At 62.2% G+C, this 25231-nt stretch carries 23 protein-coding genes; 19 read left to right on the top strand and 4 right to left on the bottom strand.

Going from position 1 to position 25231, the window contains the following annotated elements; translation table 11 throughout:
- Nucleotides 1–2 precede the first annotated feature (2 nt).
- On the bottom strand, nt 3–1328 hold the full coding sequence (locus tag Q7W83_RS08455) for an MFS transporter (protein ID WP_150632579.1): 1326 nt from the start codon (nt 1326–1328) through the stop codon (nt 3–5).
- A gap of 267 nt (nt 1329–1595) precedes the next feature.
- On the opposite strand from Q7W83_RS08455, the gene Q7W83_RS08450 reads away from it, so the two are divergent.
- Nucleotides 1596–2468 carry a LysR family transcriptional regulator gene (locus tag Q7W83_RS08450; RefSeq protein ID WP_150632578.1) on the top strand — a complete coding sequence of 291 codons (873 nt, stop codon included), beginning with the start codon at nt 1596–1598 and terminating at the stop codon, nt 2466–2468.
- 118 nt (nt 2469–2586) lie between these two features.
- Here the strand turns inward: Q7W83_RS08450 and Q7W83_RS08445 are convergent, their stop codons facing one another.
- On the bottom strand, nt 2587–3450 hold the full coding sequence (locus Q7W83_RS08445) for a LysR substrate-binding domain-containing protein (protein ID WP_150632577.1): 864 nt from the start codon (nt 3448–3450) through the stop codon (nt 2587–2589).
- 109 nt (nt 3451–3559) lie between these two features.
- On the opposite strand from Q7W83_RS08445, the gene Q7W83_RS08440 reads away from it, so the two are divergent.
- From Q7W83_RS08440 to Q7W83_RS08430, 3 genes are all read left to right on the top strand, one after another.
- Nucleotides 3560–4669, top strand: a complete 1110-nt coding sequence (locus tag Q7W83_RS08440; RefSeq protein ID WP_150638799.1) for a 2-aminoethylphosphonate--pyruvate transaminase — start codon at nt 3560–3562, stop codon at nt 4667–4669.
- 155 nt (nt 4670–4824) lie between these two features.
- A complete protein-coding gene (gene phnX, locus Q7W83_RS08435) occupies nt 4825–5652 on the top strand; it encodes a phosphonoacetaldehyde hydrolase (protein WP_150632575.1) in 828 nt (275 codons plus the stop codon).
- 221 nt (nt 5653–5873) lie between these two features.
- On the top strand, nt 5874–6422 hold the full coding sequence (locus Q7W83_RS08430) for a cytochrome b (protein WP_150632574.1): 549 nt from the start codon (nt 5874–5876) through the stop codon (nt 6420–6422).
- 7 nt (nt 6423–6429) lie between these two features.
- Here the strand turns inward: Q7W83_RS08430 and Q7W83_RS08425 are convergent, their stop codons facing one another.
- Complete coding sequence (locus Q7W83_RS08425) at nt 6430–7347, bottom strand: 1-aminocyclopropane-1-carboxylate deaminase/D-cysteine desulfhydrase (RefSeq protein ID WP_150638801.1); 918 nt, start codon at nt 7345–7347, stop codon at nt 6430–6432.
- Between the two features lie 195 nt (nt 7348–7542).
- Complete coding sequence (locus Q7W83_RS08420) at nt 7543–9582, bottom strand: oxidoreductase (RefSeq protein WP_150638803.1); 2040 nt, start codon at nt 9580–9582, stop codon at nt 7543–7545.
- Nucleotides 9583–9864: 282 nt separating this feature from the next.
- Here Q7W83_RS08420 and Q7W83_RS08415 point away from each other — a divergent pair, with 282 nt between their 5' ends.
- The 15 genes from Q7W83_RS08415 to Q7W83_RS08345 all read left to right on the top strand — a co-directional run bounded on the left by Q7W83_RS08415 (nt 9865) and on the right by Q7W83_RS08345 (nt 25196).
- The gene (locus Q7W83_RS08415; protein WP_008029632.1) at nt 9865–10536 is read left to right on the top strand and encodes a GntR family transcriptional regulator; all 672 of its coding nucleotides are present in this window, start codon (nt 9865–9867) and stop codon (nt 10534–10536) included.
- A 114-nt stretch (nt 10537–10650) separates the two neighbouring features.
- Nucleotides 10651–11583 carry a 4-hydroxyproline epimerase gene (locus Q7W83_RS08410; protein WP_150632570.1) on the top strand — a complete coding sequence of 311 codons (933 nt, stop codon included), beginning with the start codon at nt 10651–10653 and terminating at the stop codon, nt 11581–11583.
- A complete protein-coding gene (locus Q7W83_RS08405) occupies nt 11580–12695 on the top strand; it encodes an NAD(P)/FAD-dependent oxidoreductase (RefSeq protein WP_150632569.1) in 1116 nt (371 codons plus the stop codon). The genes Q7W83_RS08410 and Q7W83_RS08405 overlap by 4 nt, the downstream gene beginning before the upstream one ends.
- The gene (locus Q7W83_RS08400; RefSeq protein ID WP_150632568.1) at nt 12688–12924 is read left to right on the top strand and encodes a 2Fe-2S iron-sulfur cluster-binding protein; all 237 of its coding nucleotides are present in this window, start codon (nt 12688–12690) and stop codon (nt 12922–12924) included. Before Q7W83_RS08405 ends, Q7W83_RS08400 begins: the two co-directional genes overlap by 8 nt.
- On the top strand, nt 12921–14177 hold the full coding sequence (locus tag Q7W83_RS08395; protein ID WP_458377672.1) for an FAD-dependent oxidoreductase: 1257 nt from the start codon (nt 12921–12923) through the stop codon (nt 14175–14177). The genes Q7W83_RS08400 and Q7W83_RS08395 overlap by 4 nt, the downstream gene beginning before the upstream one ends.
- A gap of 74 nt (nt 14178–14251) precedes the next feature.
- Complete coding sequence (locus tag Q7W83_RS08390) at nt 14252–15001, top strand: AraC family transcriptional regulator (RefSeq protein WP_150632566.1); 750 nt, start codon at nt 14252–14254, stop codon at nt 14999–15001.
- 228 nt (nt 15002–15229) lie between these two features.
- Entirely contained in the window at nt 15230–16048 is an 819-nt protein-coding gene (locus Q7W83_RS08385) for an ABC transporter substrate-binding protein (protein WP_150638807.1), read from the top strand.
- Between the two features lie 10 nt (nt 16049–16058).
- Nucleotides 16059–17837 carry a cis-3-hydroxy-L-proline dehydratase gene (lhpI, locus tag Q7W83_RS08380; protein WP_473655894.1) on the top strand — a complete coding sequence of 593 codons (1779 nt, stop codon included), beginning with the start codon at nt 16059–16061 and terminating at the stop codon, nt 17835–17837.
- Nucleotides 17830–18495, top strand: a complete 666-nt coding sequence (locus tag Q7W83_RS08375; protein ID WP_150632563.1) for an amino acid ABC transporter permease — start codon at nt 17830–17832, stop codon at nt 18493–18495. The genes lhpI and Q7W83_RS08375 overlap by 8 nt, the downstream gene beginning before the upstream one ends.
- Before the next feature lie 10 nt (nt 18496–18505).
- Entirely contained in the window at nt 18506–19156 is a 651-nt protein-coding gene (locus tag Q7W83_RS08370; RefSeq protein ID WP_150632562.1) for an amino acid ABC transporter permease, read from the top strand.
- The gene (locus Q7W83_RS08365; protein WP_150632561.1) at nt 19149–19871 is read left to right on the top strand and encodes an amino acid ABC transporter ATP-binding protein; all 723 of its coding nucleotides are present in this window, start codon (nt 19149–19151) and stop codon (nt 19869–19871) included. Before Q7W83_RS08370 ends, Q7W83_RS08365 begins: the two co-directional genes overlap by 8 nt.
- Before the next feature lie 134 nt (nt 19872–20005).
- Nucleotides 20006–21034 carry a trans-3-hydroxy-L-proline dehydratase gene (locus tag Q7W83_RS08360; protein ID WP_150653070.1) on the top strand — a complete coding sequence of 343 codons (1029 nt, stop codon included), beginning with the start codon at nt 20006–20008 and terminating at the stop codon, nt 21032–21034.
- 126 nt (nt 21035–21160) lie between these two features.
- Nucleotides 21161–22078 carry a dihydrodipicolinate synthase family protein gene (locus Q7W83_RS08355; RefSeq protein ID WP_150632559.1) on the top strand — a complete coding sequence of 306 codons (918 nt, stop codon included), beginning with the start codon at nt 21161–21163 and terminating at the stop codon, nt 22076–22078.
- 72 nt (nt 22079–22150) lie between these two features.
- Nucleotides 22151–23548, top strand: coding sequence for a fosfomycin efflux MFS transporter AbaF (gene abaF, locus Q7W83_RS08350; RefSeq protein ID WP_150632558.1), 1398 nt, complete (start codon nt 22151–22153; stop codon nt 23546–23548).
- A gap of 67 nt (nt 23549–23615) precedes the next feature.
- Nucleotides 23616–25196, top strand: coding sequence for an aldehyde dehydrogenase (NADP(+)) (locus tag Q7W83_RS08345; protein ID WP_473655893.1), 1581 nt, complete (start codon nt 23616–23618; stop codon nt 25194–25196).
- Nucleotides 25197–25231: the final 35 nt, after the last annotated feature.

Raw genomic sequence — 25231 nt, 5'->3', positions numbered from 1 at the left:
CCTCAGGTACGCAGGGGTTTGACACTCATCGGCCGGTCAGGCACGAACGCACTTTTGGCCTGCAGGCCCGCCGGGCGGCTGTTCCAGTAAGGGATCAGCACCAGCGCAGAGAACAACGCGCAACCGGCGAAGATAATGAACACGGTGACCGAGTCGAAGTAACCCGGCAGCAAGCCGCCGAGAATCGCCCCGACGGAGCCGCAACCGTTGACGAAGCCTGCTGACGTTGCGCCAGCCTTGGCCGTGCCGAAATCGATGGCCGCCGCGCCGCTGATCATCGAGTCCGGCCCGTACAGGGTCAGGCCCATCACGAACAGCAGCGCCACCACCGCCGTCACACTGCCGGTGTGCAAGGCGCCCATGAACAGGGCCAGCGAAACGGTCAGCGCCAGCAAACTGATCACGCAGGCCGGCATGCGTCGGGCGCCAAACAGTTTGTCCGAGGCCAGCCCGAGCAGGATCGGCCCAAGCAATCCGGCCAGTTCGAACGCCGTCGGAATGATCGCCGCACCGACCTTGCCCACCGTCGGCATCTGTTCAAAAACGATCACCGGCCCCCACAGCAGAATCGCGTAGCGCGCCGGTTTCAGCAGGAAGTACGCGAGGCCGAGGATCAGCACCGTGCGGTTGCGCAGGATTTCCTTCAACGGTTCCAGCACGCTGATCTTGCTTTGCGCATACGCCTCTTCGGCGGTTATCTCAGGTTCCGGTTCAACCGCTGGCAAGCCAACGTCTTGCGGTTTGTTGCGTTGAAAAATAAAAAACAGCACGGCGACCAGCCCAACCACCGCCGCACTGGAAATGAACGCCGCGTGCCAGCTGCCGATGAGCGTGTACGCCCACCAACCGGCAAACGGCGATGCCACGAGCCCGCCAAAGGCATAGCACGAACTCCATAAACCGAGCACCCGCCCGCGCTGTTGGGCGGGGAAGAAACTGCCAATGTTCTTGCACAGCCCCGACCATCCGGTGGACTGGGCCAGGCCTTGAATCAACATGCAGGTGGCGAAAATCGGTAACGTGGCAAAGCTGCCCATCACCAGCGCTGCGGCGGCGGAAATCAGCAAACCGCCGAGCACCACGACCCGCGGGCCGAAGCGGTCAGCGAGGATGCCCCAGGTGAATTGGCCGATGGCGTAGGCAGTCAGATAGATGGCGTCGAGGTTGGCCATGGCCATTTTGTCGAGCATGAAGGTGGGGTCTTCGGCGATCCCCAGTTTGGCCACGGAAAACGCTTTGCGGGTGAAGTAGAAAGCGGCGTAGGCGAGCCAGGTGATCGCGAAGATCTGCACGCGCCAACGCTTGATGGTGCCGATGTGCTTGTTCATTGTGGTTCTGACCTCAGGGTGTGAGTGTGCCGGCAGAAATTGAGAAATAACGCCTGTGTTTTTATTGTTGAGCACTGCGATATCACTGCGTCCCTGATGCGATATCGGTCAGATGAGTCCTGCAATTGCACGCGCAGGCTCATGGTCACGGAGGTGTTCGACTGACCAGTCACCGCGACTGAGGCCGATAAAAACAATTACTGATTAATAAGTGAAATCGATTTATCGTATTTCCAATATAAGCTCAGCTTGTTACTGGAGATTGCGATGTCGGTTTCCCACGCCCAGCTCAAAGCCTTCCACGCCGTCGCCGTCCACGGAAGCTTTACCAAGGCCGCCGAGCGGCTTTTCCTCACGCAACCGGCGATTTCCGACCAAGTGCGCAAACTCGAAGAACGCTTCGGGGTGCTGCTGTTTCACCGCAACAAACGCTCGGTGCGCCTGACCGATCTGGGTGAACGCTTGCTCGGCATTACGCAACGATTGTTCGTTATCGAAGCCGAAGCGCAGGAGTTGCTTCAGGACTCGCAGGCGTTGCAGACCGGCAGCCTGATCCTGGCGGTGGACGCACCGGTGCACGTGCTGCCGCAGATCGCGCGGTTCTGCGAGCGCTACCCCGGCATCAGCGTGAAGATCGAAACCGGCAACACCGATGAATCGCTGTTTCGGCTGTTCAACTATCAGGCTGACCTGGCGTTGCTCGGGCGCGATGTCAGCGATGAACGATTGATCTCGTTGCCGCTGCGCAATGACCCGATGGTGGCGTTTGTTTCGCGCAATCATCCGTGGGCCGACCGCGAGTCGATCTGCCTCGCGGACCTCGACGACACGCCGCTGGTGCTGCGGGAAATCGGTTCGGTGACGCGTCAGACGCTGGAAGAGGAAATGGCCGGCGCCGGGTTTCGGATTCGTCCGGCCATTCAGGTCGAAGGCCGGGAAGCGGCGCGTGAGGCAGTGGTCGTCGGGATTGGCGTTGGCGTGGTTTCGGCGGCGGAGTTTGGCGCGGATTCGCGGGTGTGTGCGTTGCCGATTACCGACTGCAAGCGGCGGATGACGGAAACGCTGGTGTGCTTGCGCGAGCAGAGTTCGCGGCGGGTGGTGGCGACGTTCCTGGAGATGGTTCGCGAGAGTCTGGTGTAGGCCCTTCTGGCCTCATCGCGGGCGAGCCCGCTCCCACAGGATCTATGGCGACCACCTATTTTGTGTACGACGCAAATCCCTGTGGGAGCTGGCTTGCCAGCGATTGCCGCACCTCGGTCTATCGACCTGGCGCCAACCCGAAAAACGCCTGTATCAAACGCAAATCCCGCCGCCGCTCCATGCACCCGATCATGTGCCGGTTCAGCAACCCCTCGCCAATTATCGGCACCGCCGCCACCCGTGGGTCATGGCTGACCTCCACCGATGACACCACGCCAACGCCCAACTGCGCCGCGACGGCCTCGGTCACCGCCTCGCGACTGTCCAGTTCCAGCAACACCCGCGGGTTCACCTTCGCCTGGACGCAAGCCTCATCGAACGTGCGCCGGGTGATCGAACTCGGTTCGCGCAACACCATGATGACCTGATCCAGGTCCTTCAGCGGCACCCCCTTCGAACGTTGCGCCCAAGGATGCCCCTGCGGCACCAGCGCGCAAATCCGCGACTCGCTCAGCGCCTGCAAATGCAAGCCCTTGCGTGGCTCGACTTCGGTCAACACCGCCACATCGGCATGCTCCGATAACAGCGCCGCCAGGGTTTCCTGCGCATTGCCCAGGCGCAGGTTCACGGTGATCCCCGGATACCGCGCGCGCAGGCTCGCGAGCATCGGCATGACCATGTGCGGCCCGTCCGCCGCCACTTCCAGACGCCCGGTGAGCAATTGCCGATTGGCCTCCAGCATCACTTGAGCTTCTTCGGCCAGGCCAAACATCGCCCGGGTGATGGCCGCGAGTTTGGTGCCCTCTTCCGTCAGTTCCACCCGTCGCGCGGTTCGCCGCAGCAAGGTGATCTGGTAGTGCTCCTCCAACGCCTTGATGTGCCCGGTGACCGCCGGTTGACTGATGAACAGCCGCGCGGCGGCCCGGGTGAAGCTGCCCTCGCGGGCCACCGCATCGAAGGCGCGGAGCTGGAATAGGTTCATGAATAACCCTCACTGATGGCTGGCATAACAACAAACAATTTGATTGATAGCACGGCAAATTGCAATTTAAGCCCCGTAGCTTCATCCCATCGATTGCGAGGACACGAGAATGAGTACTGCCGAACCCATCCTGCTCACCCCCGGCCCGTTGACTACATCGGCCCGCACCCGTCAGGCGATGATGGTCGATTGGGGTTCATGGGATGACCGCTTCAATCAACTGACCGCCAGCCTCTGCGAGCAACTGCTGGCGATCATCAACGGCGGCGCCAGCCACCACTGCGTGCCCTTGCAAGGCAGCGGCACCTTCGCGGTCGAAGCGGCAATCGGCACCCTGGTGCCTCGCGACGGCAAAGTCCTGGTGCTGATCAACGGCGCCTACGGCAAACGCCTGGCGAAAATCTGCGAAGTGCTCGGCCGCGCCTTCAGCACCTTTGAAACCGCCGAAGACGAACCAACCACCGCCGCCGACGTTGACCGTCTGCTGCGGGCCGACGCCCACATTACCCACGTCGCGCTGATTCACTGCGAAACCAGCACCGGCATCCTCAACCCGCTGCCGGAGATTGCCCAGGTCATCGCGCAACACGGCAAACGCCTGATCATCGACGCCATGAGTTCTTTCGGCGCGCTGCCGGTGGATGCGCAACAGGTGCCGTTCGATGCGCTGATTGCCGCCTCGGGCAAATGCCTGGAAGGTGTGCCGGGGATGGGGTTTGTCTTCGCTCGCAAAGACGCACTGGCGAATGCCGCCGGTAACTCGCACTCGCTGGCGATGGACTTGTTCGACCAGCACACCTACATGGCCAAGACCGGCCAATGGCGCTTTACCCCGCCGACCCACGTGGTCGCGGCGCTGCACGAAGCCCTGCTGCAATACAACGAAGAAGGCGGTTTGCCGGCGCGGCATCAGCGCTACGCCGACAACTGCAAAGTGTTGCTCGATGACATGGCCAAACTCGGCTTGCGCAGCTTCCTGCCCGCCGCGATCCAGGCGCCGATCATCGTCACCTTCCACGCGCCGAAAGACCCACGCTACCAGTTCAAGGAGTTCTACGAACGCGTCAAGGCCAAGGGTTTCATTCTCTACCCCGGCAAGTTGACCCAGGTCGAAACCTTCCGCGTCGGCTGCATCGGCCACGTCAACCAGGCCGAGATGCACGCGGCGGTGGCGGCGATTGCCGAAGTGCTGCGCGAGATGGAAGTGTTAGAGATCTAAACCACACCGCCTTCCCCTGTGGGAGCGGGCTTGCCCGCGATAGCGGTCTGACATTCGCCATAGATGCCGACTGACACGGCCTCATCGCGGGCAAGCCTGCTCCCACAGTAAAAGCTGTCCTCCAATAGCCAGTTTTCTACAGGAATTTGATCACCATGAACTACACCAACCCAACCAAACTCCAGGCCGCCATCCTCGACTGGGCCGGCACCGTAGTCGACTTCGGCTCCTTCGCGCCGACGCAGATTTTTGTCGAAGCCTTCGCTGAATTCGACGTCCAGGTCTCCATCGAAGAAGCCCGTGGCCCGATGGGCATGGGCAAGTGGGATCACATCCGCACCCTGTGCGATCAGCCGGCTGTCGCCGAACGTTATCGCAAGGCATTCGGCCGCACGCCGACCGACGATGACGTCACCGCGATCTACCAGCGCTTCATGCCGCTGCAGATCGAGAAAATCGCCGAACACTCGGCGCTGATTCCGGGCGCGCTGGACACCATTGCCAACCTGCGCCAGCAAGGGATCAAGATCGGCTCCTGCTCCGGCTACCCGAAACAGGTCATGGACAAAGTGGTCGAGCTGGCCGCCACCAACGGCTACATCGCTGATCACGTGGTCGCCACCGACGAAGTGCCTAACGGTCGTCCGTGGCCGGCGCAGGCCTTGGCCAACGTCATCGCCCTGGGCATCGACGATGTCGCGGCTTGCGTGAAGATCGACGACACCGTGCCCGGCATTCTCGAAGGCCGTCGCGCCGGCATGTGGACCGTGGCGCTGATCTGCTCGGGCAACGCGCTGGGCCTGGACTATGAAGGTTATCGCGCCCTCGACAGCGAGCAATTGGCCAGCGAACGTAAGCGCATCCACGCACTGTTCGACGGCTCGCGCCCGCACTACATGATCGACACCATCACTGACTTGCCGGCAGTGATCGCCGACATCAACCAGCGCCTGGCCAACGGCGAGATGCCGCAAACCAACTGATTCCCCCCCCCCTGCAGGAGCAAGCTTGCTCGCGATAAGGCCCTGTCATTCGATGCAGATGTTGAATGGAAGACCGCCATCGCGAGCAAGCTTGCGCCTACAGCGTACGCGGCGCTTTGGGAAGGCAAATAGCCGCAGGCAAACCTTGCGAAACAGGCTTACAGTTAAAGCACACCGTCGATCAAGAACGGTGGCCTGACCCGACCTGTGAGGAACGCCGTATGCCCTGGAAGAATTCCGACTCTCGCTACAGCACCGTGTCGATCACGCTGCATTGGCTGATGCTGGTGTTGCTGGCGCTGGTTTACGCCAGCATCGAGTTTCGCGGAATCTTTCCAAAAGGCAGTGGTGGCCGAACGCTGATCACCGAAACGCATTTCATGCTCGGTCTGACGGTGTTTGTGCTGGTGTGGTTGCGGCTGTTCGCCCGCAGCCTCGGCCCGGCACCGCAGATATTCCCCGCTTCGCCGCACTGGCAAACCGTGCTGGCCAGATTGATGCACTGGGCGCTGTACATTTTCATGATCGCCATGCCGATTCTGGGTTGGCTGGTCACCAGCGCCAAGGGCCATCAGGTGATGTTCTATGGCTTTGATTTACCGCTGCTGATATCAGAGGACAAGGTGTTGGCCAAACAAATAGAAGGCTGGCATGAACTCGGCGGCACCCTCGGTTATTGGCTGATCGGGCTGCACGCCGTGGCGGGGATTTATCACCACTATGTGGTGGGCGACAACACGTTGCTGCGGATGATGCCCAAACGCGGCTGAACGCCTTTTATTGAAACCCGCGGCGGCCCTGCAAGCCGCCGGTGTGGACGAAGATCAGGCGCGTGTCCTTTGCAAATCGGCCAGCTTCGACCTGCTGTTTGAGCGCCAACAGTGCTTTGCCGGTGTACAGCGGTTCGAGGGGAATGCCGCTGGCCTGTTCGGTTTGCGCGATGAAATCCAGTAACAGCGGATCGACTTTGGCGAAGCCGCCGCGGCTGGCATCGATCAATTCATAGACCGGATGATGCACGCCGGCCTCCTGCACAATCGATTCGACTTGCTGCGCCACGCCATGGTCGTCGGGCACTGCCAGCGCACCATAAACCGGGTGATCCCCCGCTTCGGCCAGCACCAGGCCGGCCAGCGTGGTGCCGGTTCCGCAGGCGAGCCACCAGCCGTTGTAGTCGCTCCAGCCCAGCCCCTTCAGTTGCTCACTGACCATCACCTTCAACCGCATGCAGCCCTTTGCGCCCGGCAATCCGCCGCCACCTTCGGGCACCGCAAGCAGATCAGGATATTGCGCCCGCCAGGGTTCCCAGAAACCCGCGTCGTGCCGCGCGCGATATCCGCCGTAACCCAGCCAGTGCAACTGCATGCCGAAGGCCTGCAAGTCCTTCACTGTGGGGGTTTCCTGCGCATGACCGCGCAGTAACCCAACGGTCGTGAAACCGAAACGTTTCCCGGCGGCAGCCAGTGCATGCAGATGGTTGGAGTGAGCACCGCCGAGGCTGATGATGCCTTTGGCAGCGGCAAGGTCAGCCGCTTTGAAGTGTTCGATGAGTTTGAACCACTTGTTGCCGCTGATCAGCGGGTCGATCTGGTCGAGGCGCAGGATGGCGACTTCGATGCCTGATCGGGTTAACCAATCAAGATGCAAGAGGTCGAGCGGGGCTTGGGGTAGCCAGTCACTGGGAGGGAGAAGCATCGATGCCGGCTCTGGGTAAAGAGCCGGCATCTTAGCAGCCTTGAGGACGCCTTCGCGGGCAAGTCGAACCGTCGCACCGCCGCTCCTACAGGGTTAGCGCCGATCCGCAATTGCGTGAACGACGCCGATCATGTGGGAGCGGCGGTGCGACGGTTCGACTTGCTCGCGATAGCCATTGGCACGATTGGCCTGCTGTTACAACTGCGCAGCCAAGCGCGAACCCTGGTTGATCGCCCGCTTCGCATCCAGCTCTGCCGCCACGTCCGCGCCGCCAATCAGATGCACGTTCTGCCCTGCCGCGACCAGGCCGTCCTGCAACTCGCGCAACGGATCCTGCCCGGCGCAGATCACGATGTTGTCCACCGGCAGCACTTGCGGCTCACCGGTTTCGCCGATGCGGATGTGCAAACCTTCGTCGTCGATCTTCAGGTATTCAACGCTGTTGAGCATCTGCACCTGCTTGTTCTTCAGACCGGTGCGGTGGATCCAGCCGGTGGTCTTGCCCAGGCCGTCGCCGACCTTGGATTTCTTGCGTTGCAGCAGGAACACTTCACGGGCCGGTGCATGGGGTTCAGCCTTGATGCCGGCGACACCACCGCGCGCTTCAAGGTGCGTGTCGATGCCCCACTCTTTCCAGAACGCGTCACGGTCAAGGCTGGTGGCTACGCCCTGATGCACCAGGAATTCGGACACGTCGAAACCAATCCCGCCCGCACCTATCACGGCGACCCGTTTGCCCACCGGTTTACGCTCGAGGATCACGTCCAGGTAGCTCAACACCTTGGCATTCTCGACGCCCGGGATCGCCGGTACACGCGGCGCGATGCCCGTGGCGAGGATGATCTCGTCGTAACCGCCCTCAACCAGTTTTGCCACATCGACGCGAGTGTTCAGGCAGACCTCGACGTTAGTGGTTTGCAACTTGCGGTTGAAGTAGCGCAGGGTTTCAAAGAACTCTTCCTTGCCCGGCACGCGCTTGGCGATGTTGAACTGACCGCCGATTTCACTGGCCGAATCGAACAGCGTCACTTGATGGCCGCGCTCGGCAGCCACGGTCGCGGCCGACAGACCCGCAGGGCCGGCACCGACCACGGCGATTTTTTTGATCTGCTGCACGGGCAGGTAGTTGAGTTCGGTCTCATGACAGGCACGCGGGTTGACCAGGCAACTGGTCAACTTGCCGCCGAAGGTGTGATCGAGGCACGCCTGGTTGCAACCGATGCAGGTGTTGATTTCATCGGCACGGCCCGCGGCAGCCTTGTTGACGAAGTCGGCGTCGGCCAGGAACGGTCGCGCCATGGAGACCATGTCGGCATCGCCTTCGGCGAGAATCTGCTCGGCGACTTCCGGGGTGTTGATACGGTTGGTGGTGATCAACGGAATGCTCACCGAACCGCGCAGCTTGGCGGTGACTTTGCTGAACGCGCCACGCGGCACTTTGGTGGCGATGGTCGGAATCCGCGCTTCGTGCCAGCCGATGCCGGTGTTGATGAGGGTTGCACCGGCCTGCTCGATGGCCTTGGCCAGGGTCACGATTTCTTCCCAGGTGCTGCCGCCTTCCACCAGGTCGAGCATCGACAGGCGGAAAATAATGATGAAGTTCGGACCGACCGCTTCACGTACGCGGCGGACGATTTCCACCGGCAGGCGCATGCGATTTTCGTAGCTGCCGCCCCAGCGGTCGGTGCGGTGATTGGTGTGAGCCGCGAGGAACTGGTTAATGAAATAACCCTCGGAGCCCATGATCTCGACGCCGTCGTACTCGGCTGTTTGCGCGAGGGTCGAGCAGGTGACGAAATCGCTGATCTGCTTCTCGATGCCTTCCTCGTCCAGCTCCTTGGGTTTGAACGGGTTGATCGGCGCCTGAATGGCGCTCGGCGCAACTTGCTTCGGGCTGTAGGCATAACGCCCGGCATGCAGAATCTGCATGCAGATCTTGCCGCCCGCCTCGTGCACCGCGCGGGTCACGATCTGATGTTTGAGCGCTTCTTCTTCAGTGGTGAGCTTGGCCGCGCCGGAATACACACCGCCTTCGTCGTTCGGGCCGATACCGCCTGTGACCATCAGGCCAACGCCGCCTCGGGCACGCTCGGCGAAGTAGGCGGCCATGCGTTCGAAGCCGCCGGGCTTTTCCTCAAGACCGGTGTGCATCGACCCCATCAGGGTGCGGTTGCGCAACGTGGTAAAACCCAGGTCCAACGGAGCCAACAGGTGCGGGTAATGAGCGGCGGTCATCGGTAACTCCACAACGAGCGATCACGGAAAAAGTGTGGGCGCTCTTTGGCGCCCCTCTGTCATGTGTAACAGACTATGAGCAGTCACCCAGCCACTCAATGACCGTAACTGACAACTTAATGATCGAAATGCGCAACACCTCGGGTGTCGGGCTTTTACGCCCACGCCTCTGCAATTAACGACAAAGCGTCAGGTGGCGGCTGTCGGAAGGCAGCGCAAGAGCACTGAGCCCAACGAAAATTCGTATACCATATCTCCAACTCCATCCGAACGACTGCCGCCGTGACCCTACCCAAATTCAACGCTCCAGACTTGGGCAATGCGCCTTCGACCTCTGAAATCATCACCCGCCATCTGCGCGACGCAATCGTCGCCGGGCATTTCGCCGAGGACGAGCCGATTCGTCAGGACGACATCGCCCGGCAGTTCAACGTCAGCAAGATCCCGGTGCGTGAGGCCCTCAAGCGCCTGGAAGCCGAAGGTCTGGTGATGTTCCAGCGCAACCGCGGGGCAATGGTCACACGGGTGTCCGACGCCGAACTGGCGCAGATGTTCGAAGTGCGCATGTTGCTCGAAGACAAGGTGCTGCGCCTGGCCATCCCCAACATGACCGAAGACACCTTCGCCCGCGCCGAACGTATCTGCCAGGAGTTCGTCGGCGAAGATGACGTGGGCCGCTGGGCCGAGCTCAATTGGGAACTCCACGCCTGCCTCTACGAACCGGCACAACGTCCGTTTCTGGTGAGTCTGATTCGTTCGGTCAACGACAAACTGGAACGTTACCTGCGCATGCAGATGAGCCTCTCGGCGGGCAAGGAGCGCGCCGATCACGAACACCGGGAGATCCTCGAAGCCTGTCGCGCCGGTGACGTCGACCGGGCGGTAAAGCTGCTGGACGAGCACATCGCCGGGGTCTGCAAAACCCTGTTCGAGCACCTGCCCCACCACCACTGACCGCTCGCAGTACTGTGCCGATTTCGTCATCGGCACCGGATAAAACCATCAAGCCTGCAAGCCCCCGCACGGGCCACTCTTGCGTTCACTCATCTGAACGGACGTGGCCCATTCATGAAACGTATCACCGTGATTGACTCCCACACCGGCGGCGAACCCACCCGCCTGGTGACCGCCGGTTTTCCCGACCTGGGCACCGGCAGCATGGCCGAACGTCTTCAACGGCTGGCAGAACACCACGACCAATGGCGCACCGCCTGCGTGCTCGAACCGCGGGGCAGCGATGTGCTGGTCGGCGCGCTGTTGTGTGAGCCGGTCGACCCTGCGGCCTGCGCCGGGGTGATTTTCTTCAACAACAGCGGTTACCTCGGCATGTGCGGCCACGGCACCATCGGCCTGGTGGCGTCGCTTGCTCACCTGGGCAAGATCGGCCCGGGTGTGCACAGCATCGAAACGCCGGTCGGCACGGTGCAGGCAACCTTGCACGACGACCGCTCCGTCAGCGTGCGCAACGTGCCGGCCTACCGTTATCGCAAAGCCGTGGCGTTGCAGGTGCCGGGGATCGGCGAGGTGGTCGGTGATATTGCCTGGGGTGGCAACTGGTTTTTCCTGATCGCCGAGCATGGCCTGCGCGTCGCCAGCGACAACCTGGATGCGTTGACCGCTTACACCTTCGCCGTGCAGCAAGCATTGGACGTTCAGGGGATACGCGGCGAAGACGGCGGGGTGATCGACCACGTCGAACTGTTCGCCGAGGATGAACAGGCCGACAGTCGCAACTTTGTGCTCTGCCCCGGCAAGGCCTACGACCGCTCGCCCTGCGGCACCGGCACCAGTGCAAAACTGGCGTGCCTGGCCGCCGATGACAAATTGCAGCCGGGCCAGATCTGGCGGCAGGCCAGCGTCATCGGCAGCGAGTTCGAAGGCTCCTACGAACCGCACGGCGAGCGCATCGTACCGACGATTCGCGGGCGTGCCTTTATCAGCGCCGAGTCCAGCCTGATCATCGAACAGGACGACCCGTTCGCCTGGGGCATTCGTCCATGAGCCAAGGCCTGGTGGCCGATGTGATCGTGATCGGTGCCGGCATCATCGGCGCCGCTTGCGCTCAGGCGCTGGCGCGGCGCGGCTTGCGCGTGCTGGTGCTGGACGCCGGCTTGCACGGCGCGACGGCCGCCGGAATGGGCCACTTGCTGGTGCTCGACGACAACCCGGCCGAGCTGGCCCTGAGCCAATACTCGCTGCAACGCTGGCGCGAACAGGCACCGGACATGCCGGATGGCTGCGCCTACCGCTGCAACGGCACTTTGTGGCTGGCAGCCAATGCCGAAGAAATGGCCGTGGCCCACAGCAAATACCTGAACCTTAAGACCCAGGGCGTTGCCTGCGAGTTAGTCGCTCGTCACGCCTTGCGCGCCCGTGAACCTGAATTGTGCGAAGGCCTCGAAGGGGGTTTGTTGATCAACGGCGATGGCATTCTCTATGCCCCGGCAACCGCCAACTGGATGCTCGACACCGCCGACATCGAACAACGCAGGGCGCGAGTCAGCGAGGTCGATGGCAATCGCGTGCGACTCGATGACGGCCAGTGGTTGAGCGCTGAGGCCGTCATATTGGCCAACGGCATCCAGGCCAACGACCTGTGCCCCGAGTTGCCGATCGAGCCGAAAAAAGGCCACTTGCTGATCACCGACCGCTATCCCGGCAAAGTCACCCACACGCTGGTGGAACTGGGTTATGTCACCAGCGCCCACAACGCCACAGGCCCCTCGACCGCCTGCAACATTCAGCCCCGGCCGACCGGGCAATTGTTCATCGGTGCCTCGCGACAATTCGGCACCACCGACCCGCAGGTCGAGGGCTGGATGCTCGCGAAAATGCTCAAGCGCGCGACCGAATACATGCCGGGCCTGGCTCAGCTCAACGGCATCCGCGCCTGGACCGGTTTTCGCGCCGCCAGCCCGGACGGTCTGCCATTGATTGGCCAACACCCACAACGCAAAGGCCTGTGGCTGGCGGTCGGACACGAGGGCCTGGGGGTCACCACGGCCCCAGGCACCGCCGATTTGCTGGTCGCACAACTGTTCAACGAGACGCCGCCCTTAGCGGCGCAAGCCTATCTGCCGCAACGCTTTCTCGGGGAGGCCGTGTATGCCTGATTTGGTCCTGGACGGCCGCGCCCTGCGGGTCGCCGAAGGTACGACGGTGGCTGCGGCACTGGCCCTGGCCGGCGACGGTTGCAGTCGCACTTCGATCAGCGGGCAGCGACGCGCACCGCTGTGCGGAATGGGCATTTGCCAGGAATGCCGGGTGACCATCGACGGACGCCTCCGACTGGCCTGCCAGACGCTGTGCCATGACGGTATGCAGGTGCGGAGCCGACCATGAACGAATTCGCCGACTTACTGATCATTGGTGCCGGCCCCGCTGGAATGAGCGCCGCCCTCGCTGCCGCGTCCAGTGGCGCACGCATCATCGTGCTCGACGACAACCCATTGCCGGGAGGCCAGATCTGGCGCGACGGGCCTCAGGCCAAAGTACCGAATCAAGCGCGGCAGATGCGCGAGCGCCTGCACGCCAACCATCACATCCGCCACCACGGCGGCACCCGTGTGATCGCCTGTTCCGGCCCCAAACAATTGTTGGTGGAAGACGCCGATCACGGATGGCTGATCGGCTACGACAAGCTGATTTTGTGCACCGGTGCCCGTGAGTTGCTGCTGCCCTTCCCCGGCTGGACATTGCCAGGGGTGACGGGGGCAGGAGGACTTCAGGCGCTGATCAAAGGCGGCCTGCCGGTGCAGGATCAGCGTGTGGTGATCGCCGGCAGCGGGCCGTTGTTACTGGCCAGCGCGGCCACCGCGAAACACAGCGGTGCCGACGTGTTGCGCATTGCCGAGCAGGCCTCGTCATCCGCAGTCGCCGCGTTCGCCCTGCAACTGCCGCGCTGGCCGGGCAAGCTTGTGCAATCTTTTAGCCTGTTTGATCGCCATTACCGCACCGGCTCCTACGTCGTGGCAGCCTTGGGTAATGAACGGCTGGAAGGTGTGCGGCTGCGCCAGCAGGGCAACATCGTCGAACTGGCCTGTGACCGCCTGGCCTGTGGTTTCGGCCTGATTCCCAATACCCAACTTGGTCAGGCGCTGGGCTGCGCGCTCGACGGCACGGCGCTCGCGGTTGATACCTGGCAAACCACGAGCCAGGCCGACCACTACGCGGCAGGTGAATGTACCGGTTTCGGCGGCAGTGAACTGGCGTTGGTCGAAGGTGCAATTGCCGGGCATGCCGCCGTCGGCAACATCGCAGCGGCGCGTCAATTGCGGCCACGTCGGGCGCGCTGGCAAGGTTTCGCCAAGGCGTTGAACCGCGCCTTCAGCCTCGACCCGCAACTCAAGTCGCTGGCGCAGGCCGACACGCTGGTCTGTCGTTGCGAAGACGTGCCCTACGCTGCACTGGCCAGCCACGTTGACTGGCGCACGGCAAAACTGGCCAGTCGTTGTGGCATGGGCGCCTGTCAGGGACGCGTGTGTGGCGGCGCCGTGCAGTTTCTGTTCGACTGGCAACCCTCGGCCCCGCGCCCACCGTTCAGCCCGGCACGTATCGAAACCCTGATGTGCCTGGACGACACCCCGCCCGCGTAAACGCTCGCCCTGGGCTTTCGGGGGCGCTGCCGAGTCTTTATGATCCCGGTAGTTGCCACCAGGCCCCCAGCGCTATGTTCCCCTCACTCAATCAGTTCAAACCCTGCGATTTGCCGACGCTGCTGAGCAGTCTGCAACCCATCGCGACGCTGCTCGACACCCTCGCGGACGTGGTGTTCTTCATCAAGGACAGCGAGGCGCGCTATGTCTTCGTCAACCAGACTCTGGCCCGGCGCTGTGGCTTCAAGCACCGTGAACAACTGCTCGGCTTGACCGCCGACCAAGTCTTTCCAGAGCGTTTCGGCCCGCTGTACACCGCGCAGGATCAACGCGTGTTGTCCACCGGCCGTGAACTGGCCGATCAACTGGAAATGCACCTGTACTTCGGCAACCAGCCGGTCTGGTGCCTGACCCATAAGCTCGCGCTGCGTGACGAACAAGGGCGGATCGTCGGCCTCGCCGGCATTTCCCGCGACCTGCAACTGCCCCAGTCCAACCATCCGGCGTTCCAGAAACTGGCGGCCGTCGACGCGCACATCCGCCGCCATTTCGCCCGACCGGTCAGTCTTGCTGAGCTGACGGCCATCGCCGGGTTCTCTGTGGCGCAACTGGAACGCCATTGCAAACGGGTGTTCCAGCTCACGCCACGGCAGATGATCCATAAGTCCCGTCTGGAAGAAGGCTCGCGCCTGTTGCTTGACACCGACTTGCCGATCACCGAAATCGCTCTGCGCTGCGGATACACCGACCACAGTGCCTTCAGCCGCCAATTCCGCGCCCTCACCAGTCTGTCGCCCAGCGAGTACCGCGATAGCCGTCGTTAAAATGTTCCTTTAAGGGGCGCTGAGCCCCCGCTGTGCTCCCTTCCGTAACACCTCCTTGATCGACACCCTCGCGCCATTGCCCATTCGCTTGCGCTGAGCCGCCCTGCTTCAAGGATTGGCAAAAATTCGGCGGTAAAAGCAAAACCGGCACGGCCATTGCTATTATTAATATCGTATACGAAATCCCCAATACGATATCTAACAGCACTTTCCCAGAACGAGGCCTCTATGAAAAACCCCGCATTTGCCGTAGCCCTCAGCGCTGTTCTCAGTACCGCCTTCATTGCCACCGCGCACGCTGACAAGCTCGACGACATTATCGGTTCCGGCAAGCTGCGCTGCGCCGTGACCCTGGACTTCCCGCCCATGGGTTTCCGCGATGCCAGCAACGCGCCGGCCGGTTTCGACGTGGACTATTGCAACGACCTGGCGAAGATCCTCGGGGTTGAGGCCGAAGTGGTGGAAACGCCGTTCCCCGACCGCATTCCGGCACTGATCTCCGGGCGGGCTGATGTGATCGTCGCCTCAACCTCCGACACCCTCGAACGGGCCAAGACTGTCGGCCTGACCGTGCCGTACTTCGCCTTCCAGATGGTCGTGCTGACCCGCGACAACACCGGCATCAACAGCTTCGACGACATCAAGGGCAAAGCGCTGGGCAACACCAGCGGCACATTTGAAGCCATCGCCCTGGAAGGCGATGTGAAGAAATGGGGCAGCGGCACCTTCCGCGCCTACCAGTCACAAAACGACACGCTGCTGGCCGTGGCGCAGGGTCATATCGACGCCACGGTGGTGACCAATACCGTGGCCGCCGCGACGATCAAGTCGGGCAAATACAAAAACCTGAAAATCGCCGGCAACGCGCCTTACACCATCGACTATGTGTCTCTGGGCGCCAAACGCAGCGAGTACGGCCTGCTCAACTACCTCAACCTTTTCGTCAATCAGCAGGTACGCAGCGGTCGTTATAAAGAACTGTTCGTCAAATGGGTCGGCACCGAGATCCCGCCGACCGACCTGACCGTGCCGAACGTTTATTACTGAGGTGTCCGACATGCCTGGGTCCACTGCACTCATCGGTCGTAACCTGATCTCGGGCTCCGCCCAAGGCGCGCTGCTGTTTGCCGATGTCGGGCTGAGCTTCTGGGGCGGCGTCGACCCTTGCACAGGTGAAGTCATCGACCGTCACCATCCGCTCAGTGGCGAACATCTGAGCGGTCGTGTGCTGGCCATTCCCAGTGGCCGCGGTTCGTGTACCGGCAGCAGCGTGCTGATGGAGCTCATCAGCAACGGTCATGCACCGGCCGCTTTGGTTATGGCCGAAGCCGATGAGATCCTGACCCTGGGCGTGCTCGTGGCACAGACCATTTTCGAGCGTTCACTGCCGGTGCTGTGCATCGGCCAGGAGGCCTTCGCGACCTTGCGCGGCAAAGCCTTCGCCCGAGTTGAAGGCCCCTCGCTGGCGACGTTCGATCACGTGCCCATCGATGGCTGGCAGCCCACCGAAACACTGACGCACACAGGTAAAACCAACGAGTCGATTGAGCTCACCGGGTTCGATCGTTCGCTGCTCGACGGCGAGCATGGCAAAGCGGCGCAGGTGGCCATGCAGATTGTTCTGCGCATGGCCGAACTGCAAGGTGCCCACCAACTGGTGGATATCACTCAAGCCCACATCGACGGTTGCATTTACACAGGACCTGCGAGCCTGCGCTTTGCCGAACAACTGGTGCACTGGGGCGCGAAGGTTCGCGTGCCCACCACCCTCAATTCAATTTCCGTGGACCAGCGCCGCTGGCGAGAGTTGGGCATCGACCCATTGCTCGGCGAACCGGCCAGTGCCTTGGGCGATGCCTACATGGCGATGGGCGCGCAGCTCAGTTTCACCTGTGCCCCCTACTTGCTCGACACCGCACCGAAGGCCGGCGAGCAGATCGTCTGGGCCGAATCCAACGCGGTGGTCTACGCCAACAGCGTGCTCGGCGCACGCACGCTGAAGTACCCGGATTACCTGGACATCTGCATCGCCCTGACCGGCCGCGCGCCCCTGATCGGTTGTCATCTGGACGCGCCACGCAAGGCCCGTCTGCGCGTCGAATTGCCGGAACTGGGCGAGCTGGACGATGCGTTTTACCCCTTGCTCGGCTACCACATCGGTGCCCTCGCGGGCAGCCGGATTCCACTGGTGCTCGGGCTGGAACGACGCCAGCCAGACCTCGACAATCTGAAAGCTTTCGGGGCCGCGTTCGCCACCACGTCGGCCGCGCCGTTGTTTCATATCGCCGGGGTCACACCCGAAGCACTCGACCCTGCACACGTGCTGGAAGCTGACGTCCCGGTACCTGTGGAAACAATCCGCCTGGAGGACTTGCTGCGCAGTTGGCGCGAGCTCAACAGTGCCCGTGACAACCACGTGGAGGTGGTCTCGCTGGGCAACCCGCATTTTTCGCTCAGCGAGTTCGCCCACCTCGCACGGCTGTGTCGCGGCCGGCACAAACACCCCGCTGTGGTGCTCGCCATCACGTGCGGTCGTGCGGTGCTGGAACAGGCGCGTGACGCCGGACACATCAGTGTGATTGAAGCCTTCGGCGCCACCCTGGTGACCGACACCTGCTGGTGCATGCTCGGCGAACCGGTGATTCCGCCGGCCGCCACAACGTTAATGACCAACTCGGGCAAATACGCCCATTACGCACCCGGTCTGGTGGGACGCAGAGTGCACTTCGCCAGCCTCGCCGAGTGCGTTGACGCCGCGTGCACTGCCAGTGCCAGCGGGCGACTGCCGAGCTGGTTGCAACCCGCCTTGCTGATGGAGAGCCTCGCGCATGTTTGATTACACCTTCCAATGGCGCGCCACCCTGCGCGCCTTGCCGGACATGCTCGCCGGCGCCTGGGTCACCTTCGAGACCGCCGCGCTGTCGATGATTTTCGGCGTACTGATCGCCCTGGCCCTGACAGTCATGCGCGAAGCCAGACACCCGCTGCTGCGCGGCATCGGCAACGGCTGGGTGTCGATTGCGCGCAACACCCCGTCGCTGTTCCAGATCTACGTGCTGTATTTCGGCCTCGGTTCACTGGGTCTGCACGTCAGTTCCTGGTTCGCTCTGCTCGCCGGGATCACCTTCAACAATGCCGGCTATCTCGCGGAAAACTTCCGCGGCGGGCTCAAGGCGGTGCCTGGCACGCAAGTGCGTGCCGCACGCTCGCTGGGCATGAGTGCCTTCCAGACCTACCGCATGATCGTCGTCCCGCAGCTGTTGCGGATCGTGTTCTACCCGTTGAGCAACCAGATGGTCTGGGCGGTATTGATGACCTCGCTGGGAGTGATTGTCGGGCTCAACAACGACCTCACCGGCGTGACCCAGGACTACAACGTCAAGACGTTCCGCACCTTCGAATATTTCACCATCGCCGCGGTGCTGTATTACCTGATTGCCAAGGCGATCGTCGCGACGGCTCGGCTGATGGCCTGGCGGTTGTTCCGTTACTGAGGACGTGACTATGTTTTCCACCAGTTTTTCCTGGAACGACCTGCAGTTCCTGCTTAACGGCGCCTGGGTCACCCTGCAACTGACTTGCTGGGCCATCCTGCTCGGCACGTTCGCGGGTCTGATTTTCGGGTTGCTGCGCGCCCTGTTGCCACGGGCCAGCCTGCCACTGGCGTGGGTGCTGGATGTGTTTCGCAGCGTACCGCTGCTGATCCAGTTCGTGCTGTTCAACTCGCTCAAGAGCATCGTCGGCCTGAACATCAGTGCGTTTAGCGTCGGCTGCATCGTGCTCGGGGTTTACGCCGCCGCGTACTTCACCGAGATCGTGCGCGGCGGCGTGCTGTCGGTACCGCTGACCGTGCGCCGGGCCAGCCGTTCGCTGGGCCTGAGTTTCTTCCAGGACCTGCGCTGGATCGTCCTGCCGATGGCCTCGCGGGTGGCCTTCCCCGGCTGGCTGAACCTGGTGCTCGGGGTGATGAAAGACACCGCGCTGGTGATGTGGATCGGCATCGTCGAACTGCTCCGCGCTTCGCAAACCATCGTGACCCGAATTCAGGAACCGTTGCTGGTGCTGTGCATCGCGGGCCTTATCTACTACGTCATGAGCCTGGTGGTCGCACGCCTCGGCGCTCGTCTGGAAAGAAGGTGGCAAGAAAATGATTGAGATCGACAACGTACACAAATCCTTCGGCGACCTTGATGTGGTCAAGGGTGTCAGCCTGACGGTGAACAAGGGCGAAGTGGTGTCCATCATCGGCGGCTCCGGTTCGGGCAAATCGACCCTGCTGATGTGCATCAATGGCCTGGAGCCGATCCAGAAAGGCAGCATCCGCGTGGATGGCGTCGAGGTGCATCACCGCGCAACCGACCTCAATCACCTGCGGCAGAAAATCGGCATCGTGTTCCAGCAATGGAACGCCTTCCCGCACCTGACCGTCCTGGAAAACGTGATGCTCGCGCCGCGCAAGGTCCTGGGCAAAAGCAAGGCCGAAGCCGAGGCGCTGGCCGTGCAGCAACTGACTCACGTCGGCCTCGGTGACAAGCTCAAGGTGTTCCCCGGCAAGCTCTCGGGCGGGCAGCAACAACGCATGGCCATTGCCCGCGCCCTGGCGATGTCGCCGGACTACATGCTGTTCGACGAAGCCACCTCGGCCCTCGATCCACAGTTGGTCGGCGAAGTGCTGGACACCATGCGCATGCTCGCCGAAGACGGCATGACCATGGTGCTGGTGACGCACGAGATCCGTTTCGCCCGGGACGTGTCGGACCGCGTGGCGTTCTTCCGCAACGGCCTGGTGCACGAGATCGGCTCGCCGGATCAAGTCATTGGTCATCCGGTGCATGCTGAAACCGCGGCGTTCCTCAAATCGGTGAAGTAGCTAATGGCCCCATCGCGGGCAAGCCCGCTCCCACAGGATTCGGCGGTGTACAGACAATTGCAGGCCAATACAGAAACCTGTGGGAGCGGGCTTGCCCGCGATGGGGCCCTGACAGACCAAACAAGGAGCAAAGCATGCGCTCATCAAAAGTGATTCACATCGTCAGCTGCCACGCCGAAGGTGAAGTCGGCGACGTGATTGTCGGCGGGGTCGCACCACCGCCCGGCACCACGGTGTGGGAACAATCGCGCTGGATCGCCAGGGATGAAACCCTGCGCAACTTCGTGCTCAACGAACCGCGTGGCGGGGTATTCCGCCACGTCAACCTGCTGGTGCCGGCCAAGGATCCGCGGGCGCACATGGCCTGGATCATCATGGAACCGGCGGATACCCCGCCGATGTCCGGCTCCAATTCATTGTGCGTGGCCACCGTGCTGCTCGACACCGGGATTGTGCCGATGACCGAACCGCAAACCCGCTTGGTGCTCGAAGCCCCCGGCGGCCTGATCGAGGCCGTCGCCGATTGCCGTGACGGCAAGGTCGAACGGGTGGAAATCAAAAACGTGCCGTCCTTCGCCGATCGCCTCGACGCGTGGATCGAAGTGGAAGGCGTCGGCACACTCAAGGTCGATACCGCCTATGGCGGCGACAGCTTTGTGATCGCCGATGCCAACAGCTTGGGCTTTGCAATCAGTCCCGATGAAGCCGCCGATTTAGTGGCGGTCGGACTGAAAATCACCCGTGCCGCCAATGAGCAATTGGGTTTCGTGCATCCGCTGAACCCTGAGTGGTCGCACATTTCCTTTTGCCAGATCGCCGCGCCCATCGATTATGAGAACGGCATCGCCACCGGCGCCAATGCAGTGGTGATTCAACCGGGCAAGATCGACCGCTCGCCGACCGGTACGGGTTGCTCGGCACGCATGGCGGTGATGCACGCCAAAGGTTTGATGCGCGTCGGCGAGCGCTTTATCGGGCGCTCGATTATCGGCTCCGAATTCCACTGTCGGATTGACTCACTGACCGAAGTGGCCGGGCGTCCCGCAATCTACCCGTGCATTTCCGGACGGGCCTGGATTACCGGCACCCATCAACTGCTGCTCGATCCAAGTGATCCGTGGCCACAAGGCTATCGACTGTCAGACACGTGGCCCGGCGCCTGATCGCTGAAGCACCGAAGACCCCGACCGACGGCTGGCAGAAATCCCGCAAACCTGAAAAAAGCACTAGCCGATTCTTTTCATTTTAAATATCGTATACGAAATACAATAAATAACCCGGAGGCAACAATGAGCAAGCGTATTAACTGGAGTGGCGTCTTCCCCGCGGTGACCACTCAATTCAACGATGACTTCTCGATCAACCTGGAGAAAACCCATCAGGTCATTTCCAACGTGATCCGCGATGGGGTGTCGGGCCTGGTGGTGTGTGGCTCGGTAGGCGAGAACACCTCACTGACCGCTGAAGAAAAAATCGCTGTGACCGAAGTCGCGGTCGATGCCTCGCGCGGCCGTGTGCCAGTGATTTGCGGTGTGGCCGAATTCACCAGTGTGCAAGCGGCCAAGGTCGCCAACGCCGTGCGCAAGGTCGGTGTCGATGGCGTGATGCTGATGCCGGCGCTGGTCTACGGTTCCAAGCCGTTCGAAACCGCCGAGCATTACCGCTACGTGGCAAAAAACGCCGACGTGCCGCTGATGGTCTACAACAACCCGCCGATCTACAAAAACGACGTGACCCCGGACATCCTGATTGCCCTGGCCGACTGCGACAACGTGGTGTGCTTCAAGGATTCCTCTGGCGACACCCGCCGCTTCATCGACATTCGCAACGAAGTCGGTGACCGTTTTGTGCTGTTCGCCGGCCTCGACGATGTGGTGCTGGAAAGCCTCGCCGTGGGCGCTGAAGGCTGGGTGTCGGGCATGTCCAACGTGTTCCCGAAAGAAGGCGAAACCATCTTCCGACTGGCCAAGGCCGGACGCTATGCCGAAGCCATGCCGATTTACGAATGGCTGATGCCGATCCTGCACCTCGACGCCCGTGCCGACCTGGTGCAGTGCATCAAGCTGTGCGAAGCCATCGCCGGTCGCGGCAGCGCGCTGACCCGTCCGCCACGCCTGGCCCTGCCAGAAGAAGATCGGGTCTTCGTCGAGCAGATCATGGCCAAGGCCTTGGCCAACCGTCCGCACTTGCCGGACGTCGGTCTCTGAGTGATTGCCGGGCGGGTCTTTGCGGACCCGGCCCGGCTACCTGTTTTTTGCGCCCCTACAGGAACCGCCAGCATGCCCAACGCTCAACACACTCACAGCGCAACCACACCCTCGGGACTCAAGCGTGTCGTGGCCGCCGCCATGGCCGGCACCGTCGCCGAATGGTATGAATTCTTCCTTTATGGCACCGCGTCGGCACTGGTCTTCGGCCAGTTGTTCTTCCGTCAGACCGACAGCCCCATCGACGGCATCATCGCCGCCTTCGCCCTGTACGCCGTGGGTTTTCTCGCCCGCCCGCTGGGTGGCCTGGTGTTCGGTCACTACGGCGACAAATACGGCCGCAAGCGCCTGCTGCAACTGAGCCTTGTGGTGGTCGGTATCACCACCTTCCTGATGGGTTGCCTGCCCGGCTTCAACCAGATCGGCTATGCCGCGCCGGTGTTGCTGGTGCTGCTGCGGTTGATCCAGGGTTTTGCCTTTGGCGGCGAATGGGGCGGTGCGATTCTGCTGGTGTCCGAGCACTGCCCGGACAATCGTCGAGGTTTCTGGGCCAGTTGGCCGCAGGCCGGTGTCCCGGCCGGTAACCTGGTGGCGACGGTTGCGCTGCTGCTGTTGTCGTCGAATCTGTCGGAGGAGCAATTCCTCAGCTGGGGCTGGCGCGTGGCGTTCTGGTTCTCGGCCATCGTGGTGCTGATCGGCTACTGGATTCGCACGAGCGTCGATGACGCGCCGATTTTCAAGGAAGCCCAGGCCCGTCAGGCGCAGACCAGTCAACAGCAACTGGGCGTGGTTGAAGTGCTGCGTCACCACTGGCGCTCGGTGCTGGTCGGTATCGGGGCGCGGTTTGCCGAGAACATCCTCTACTACACCGTCGTAACCTTCTCGATTACCTACCTGAAACTGGTGGTGCACAAAGACACTTCCGAAATTCTGTTGCTGATGTTCGGCGCCCACCTGCTGCACTTCTTCATGATTCCGCTGATGGGTTATCTGTCCGATCTGGTCGGGCGCAAACCGGTTTACCTGACAGGCGCGGTGCTCACGGCGTTCTGGGGTTTCATCGGTTTCCCGATGATGGACACCGGCAACAACTGGCTGATCATGGCCGCCATCACCCTGGGCCTGGCGATCGAGTCGATGACCTACGCGCCCTACTCGGCGCTGATGGCCGAAATGTTCCCGACCCACGTGCGCTACACCGCGTTGTCCCTGTGCTACCAGGTGGCGCCGATCTTCGCCGGCTCCCTCGCCCCGCTGATTGCGATCACCTTGCTCAACAAGTATCACAGCTCGACACCGATCGCGTTTTACCTGGTCGGTGCATCGCTGATCTCGATTGTCGCTGTCGGCCTTACTCGGGAAACACGGGGCAAGTCGTTGCATCTGGTGGACAGCGAATCCGCCGCGCGCATCGCCGCCCTGACCGACGCCGAACCTGCGCCTGTGCGCCGCAGCGATTCACTGGCCTGACACGATGCCCTGTAGGCGCCGGCTTGCTGGCGCCTACAGGGTCTCTACATTCCGACAGGAGCTTTTCATGCCCGAGATCATCGGACACAACTACATCGGTGGTGCGCGCAGCGCCGCCGGCAAGGTCATCGTGCGTAGCCATGACGCCAGCACCGGTGAGGCGCTGCCCTACACGTTCATGCAGGCCACCGTGGATGAAGTCGACGCTGCCGCCCAGGCCGCCGCAGCCGCCTACCCGACCTTTCGTACGCTGTCGGCCGAACGCCGCGCAGAGTTTCTCGACGCCATCGCCACACAATTGGAGGCACTGGACGATGATTTCGTCGCGCTGGTGACCCGCGAGACGGCGCTGCCGAACGGACGCATTCTGGGTGAGCGTACTCGCACCAGCAGCCAGATGCGCCTGTTTGCCCACGTCCTGCGGCGTGGCGATTTTTATGCTGCACGCATCGACCGGGCCCTGCCTGATCGCAAACCGCTGCCACGGGTTGATCTGCGCCAATACCGGATCGGCGTCGGCCCGGTCGCCGTGTTCGGTGCGAGCAATTTCCCGTTGGCCTTTTCCACCGCTGGTGGCGATACCGCTGCGGCGTTGGCCGCAGGCTGTCCGGTGGTGTTCAAGGCCCACAGCGGGCATATGGCAACCGCTGAACGAGTGGCCAACGCGATCCTGCGGGCGGCCGAGCAAACCGGTATGCCCAAGGGTGTGTTCAACATGATCTACGGCGCGGGCGTCGGCGAAGCGCTGGTCAAGCATCCGGCCATCCAGGCGGTGGGCTTTACCGGCTCACTCAAGGGTGGCCGCGCGCTGTGCGACATGGCTGCGGCACGACCCCAGCCGATTCCCGTGTTCGCTGAAATGAGCAGCATCAATCCGGTGGTGCTATTGCCCGAAGCCCTGCAACGGCGAGGCGAAAAAATTGCCAGCGAACTCGCCGCCTCCGTGGTGCTCGGCTGTGGCCAATTCTGCACTAACCCGGGACTGGTGATCGGTATTCGCTCGCCCGCGTTCAGTGCCTTTACCCAATTGCTCGGCGCATTGATGGCCGAACAACCAGACCAGACCATGCTCAACCACGGTACGCTCAACAGCTACGTCAACGGTGTGCAGGCCTTGTGCGCACATCCGAAAATCACTCACCTGGCCGGCCGCGATCATCAAGGCCCGCAAGCGCAGCCGCAACTGTTCAAGGCTGACGTCAGTCTGTTGCTCGATGGCGACCCGCTGTTGCAGGAAGAAGTGTTCGGCCCCGCGACGATCCTGGTGGAAGTGGCCGACAAAGCCGAACTGCAACGGGCACTTCAGCATTTGCACGGGCAACTGACGGCCACACTGATGGCTGACGCCGACGACCTGCACAATCACAGCGAGCTGTTACCGCTGCTGGAGCAAAAGGTCGGCCGAGTCTTGTTCAACGGCTACCCGACCGGCGTCGAAGTCTGCGATGCGATGGTGCACGGAGGCCCCTACCCGGCCACCTCCGATGCGCGTGGCACCTCGGTCGGCAGCCTGGCCATCGAGCGATTCCTGCGCCCGGTGTGTTACCAGAACTGCCCGGACGCGCTCTTGCCGGACCCGCTGAAAAACGCCAACCCGCTGGGTATCGCCCGGCTGGTGGATGGCATTAGCCAGCGGGACCCGCTGTAAAAAAAACGCCACCGGGTTTTCCGGTGGCGTATTCG

Source organism: Pseudomonas sp. 300, from assembly GCF_055803035.1.
This window is presented reverse-complemented; position numbering and strand designations above follow the sequence as displayed.

Bases quoted from the DNA above. Each gene is read 5' to 3' on its own strand.
- Q7W83_RS08360 (WP_150653070.1), top strand. From the start codon at position 20,006: ATGCGCTCATCAAAAGTGATTCACATCGTCAGCTGCCACGCCGAAGGT.
- Q7W83_RS08440 (WP_150638799.1), top strand. From the start codon at position 3,560: ATGAGTACTGCCGAACCCATCCTGCTCACCCCCGGCCCGTTGACTACA.
- Q7W83_RS08375 (WP_150632563.1), top strand. From the start codon at position 17,830: ATGTTTGATTACACCTTCCAATGGCGCGCCACCCTGCGCGCCTTGCCG.
- Q7W83_RS08420 (WP_150638803.1), bottom strand. From the start codon at position 9,582: ATGACCGCCGCTCATTACCCGCACCTGTTGGCTCCGTTGGACCTGGGT.
- Q7W83_RS08410 (WP_150632570.1), top strand. From the start codon at position 10,651: ATGAAACGTATCACCGTGATTGACTCCCACACCGGCGGCGAACCCACC.
- Q7W83_RS08425 (WP_150638801.1), bottom strand. From the start codon at position 7,347: ATGCTTCTCCCTCCCAGTGACTGGCTACCCCAAGCCCCGCTCGACCTC.
- Q7W83_RS08450 (WP_150632578.1), top strand. From the start codon at position 1,596: ATGTCGGTTTCCCACGCCCAGCTCAAAGCCTTCCACGCCGTCGCCGTC.
- Q7W83_RS08445 (WP_150632577.1), bottom strand. From the start codon at position 3,450: ATGAACCTATTCCAGCTCCGCGCCTTCGATGCGGTGGCCCGCGAGGGC.
- Q7W83_RS08390 (WP_150632566.1), top strand. From the start codon at position 14,252: ATGTTCCCCTCACTCAATCAGTTCAAACCCTGCGATTTGCCGACGCTG.
- Q7W83_RS08345 (WP_473655893.1), top strand. From the start codon at position 23,616: ATGCCCGAGATCATCGGACACAACTACATCGGTGGTGCGCGCAGCGCC.
- Q7W83_RS08365 (WP_150632561.1), top strand. From the start codon at position 19,149: ATGATTGAGATCGACAACGTACACAAATCCTTCGGCGACCTTGATGTG.
- lhpI (WP_473655894.1), top strand. From the start codon at position 16,059: ATGCCTGGGTCCACTGCACTCATCGGTCGTAACCTGATCTCGGGCTCC.
- Q7W83_RS08405 (WP_150632569.1), top strand. From the start codon at position 11,580: ATGAGCCAAGGCCTGGTGGCCGATGTGATCGTGATCGGTGCCGGCATC.
- Q7W83_RS08430 (WP_150632574.1), top strand. From the start codon at position 5,874: ATGCCCTGGAAGAATTCCGACTCTCGCTACAGCACCGTGTCGATCACG.
- phnX (WP_150632575.1), top strand. From the start codon at position 4,825: ATGAACTACACCAACCCAACCAAACTCCAGGCCGCCATCCTCGACTGG.
- Q7W83_RS08355 (WP_150632559.1), top strand. From the start codon at position 21,161: ATGAGCAAGCGTATTAACTGGAGTGGCGTCTTCCCCGCGGTGACCACT.
- abaF (WP_150632558.1), top strand. From the start codon at position 22,151: ATGCCCAACGCTCAACACACTCACAGCGCAACCACACCCTCGGGACTC.
- Q7W83_RS08395 (WP_458377672.1), top strand. From the start codon at position 12,921: ATGAACGAATTCGCCGACTTACTGATCATTGGTGCCGGCCCCGCTGGA.
- Q7W83_RS08385 (WP_150638807.1), top strand. From the start codon at position 15,230: ATGAAAAACCCCGCATTTGCCGTAGCCCTCAGCGCTGTTCTCAGTACC.
- Q7W83_RS08455 (WP_150632579.1), bottom strand. From the start codon at position 1,328: ATGAACAAGCACATCGGCACCATCAAGCGTTGGCGCGTGCAGATCTTC.
- Q7W83_RS08400 (WP_150632568.1), top strand. From the start codon at position 12,688: ATGCCTGATTTGGTCCTGGACGGCCGCGCCCTGCGGGTCGCCGAAGGT.
- Q7W83_RS08370 (WP_150632562.1), top strand. From the start codon at position 18,506: ATGTTTTCCACCAGTTTTTCCTGGAACGACCTGCAGTTCCTGCTTAAC.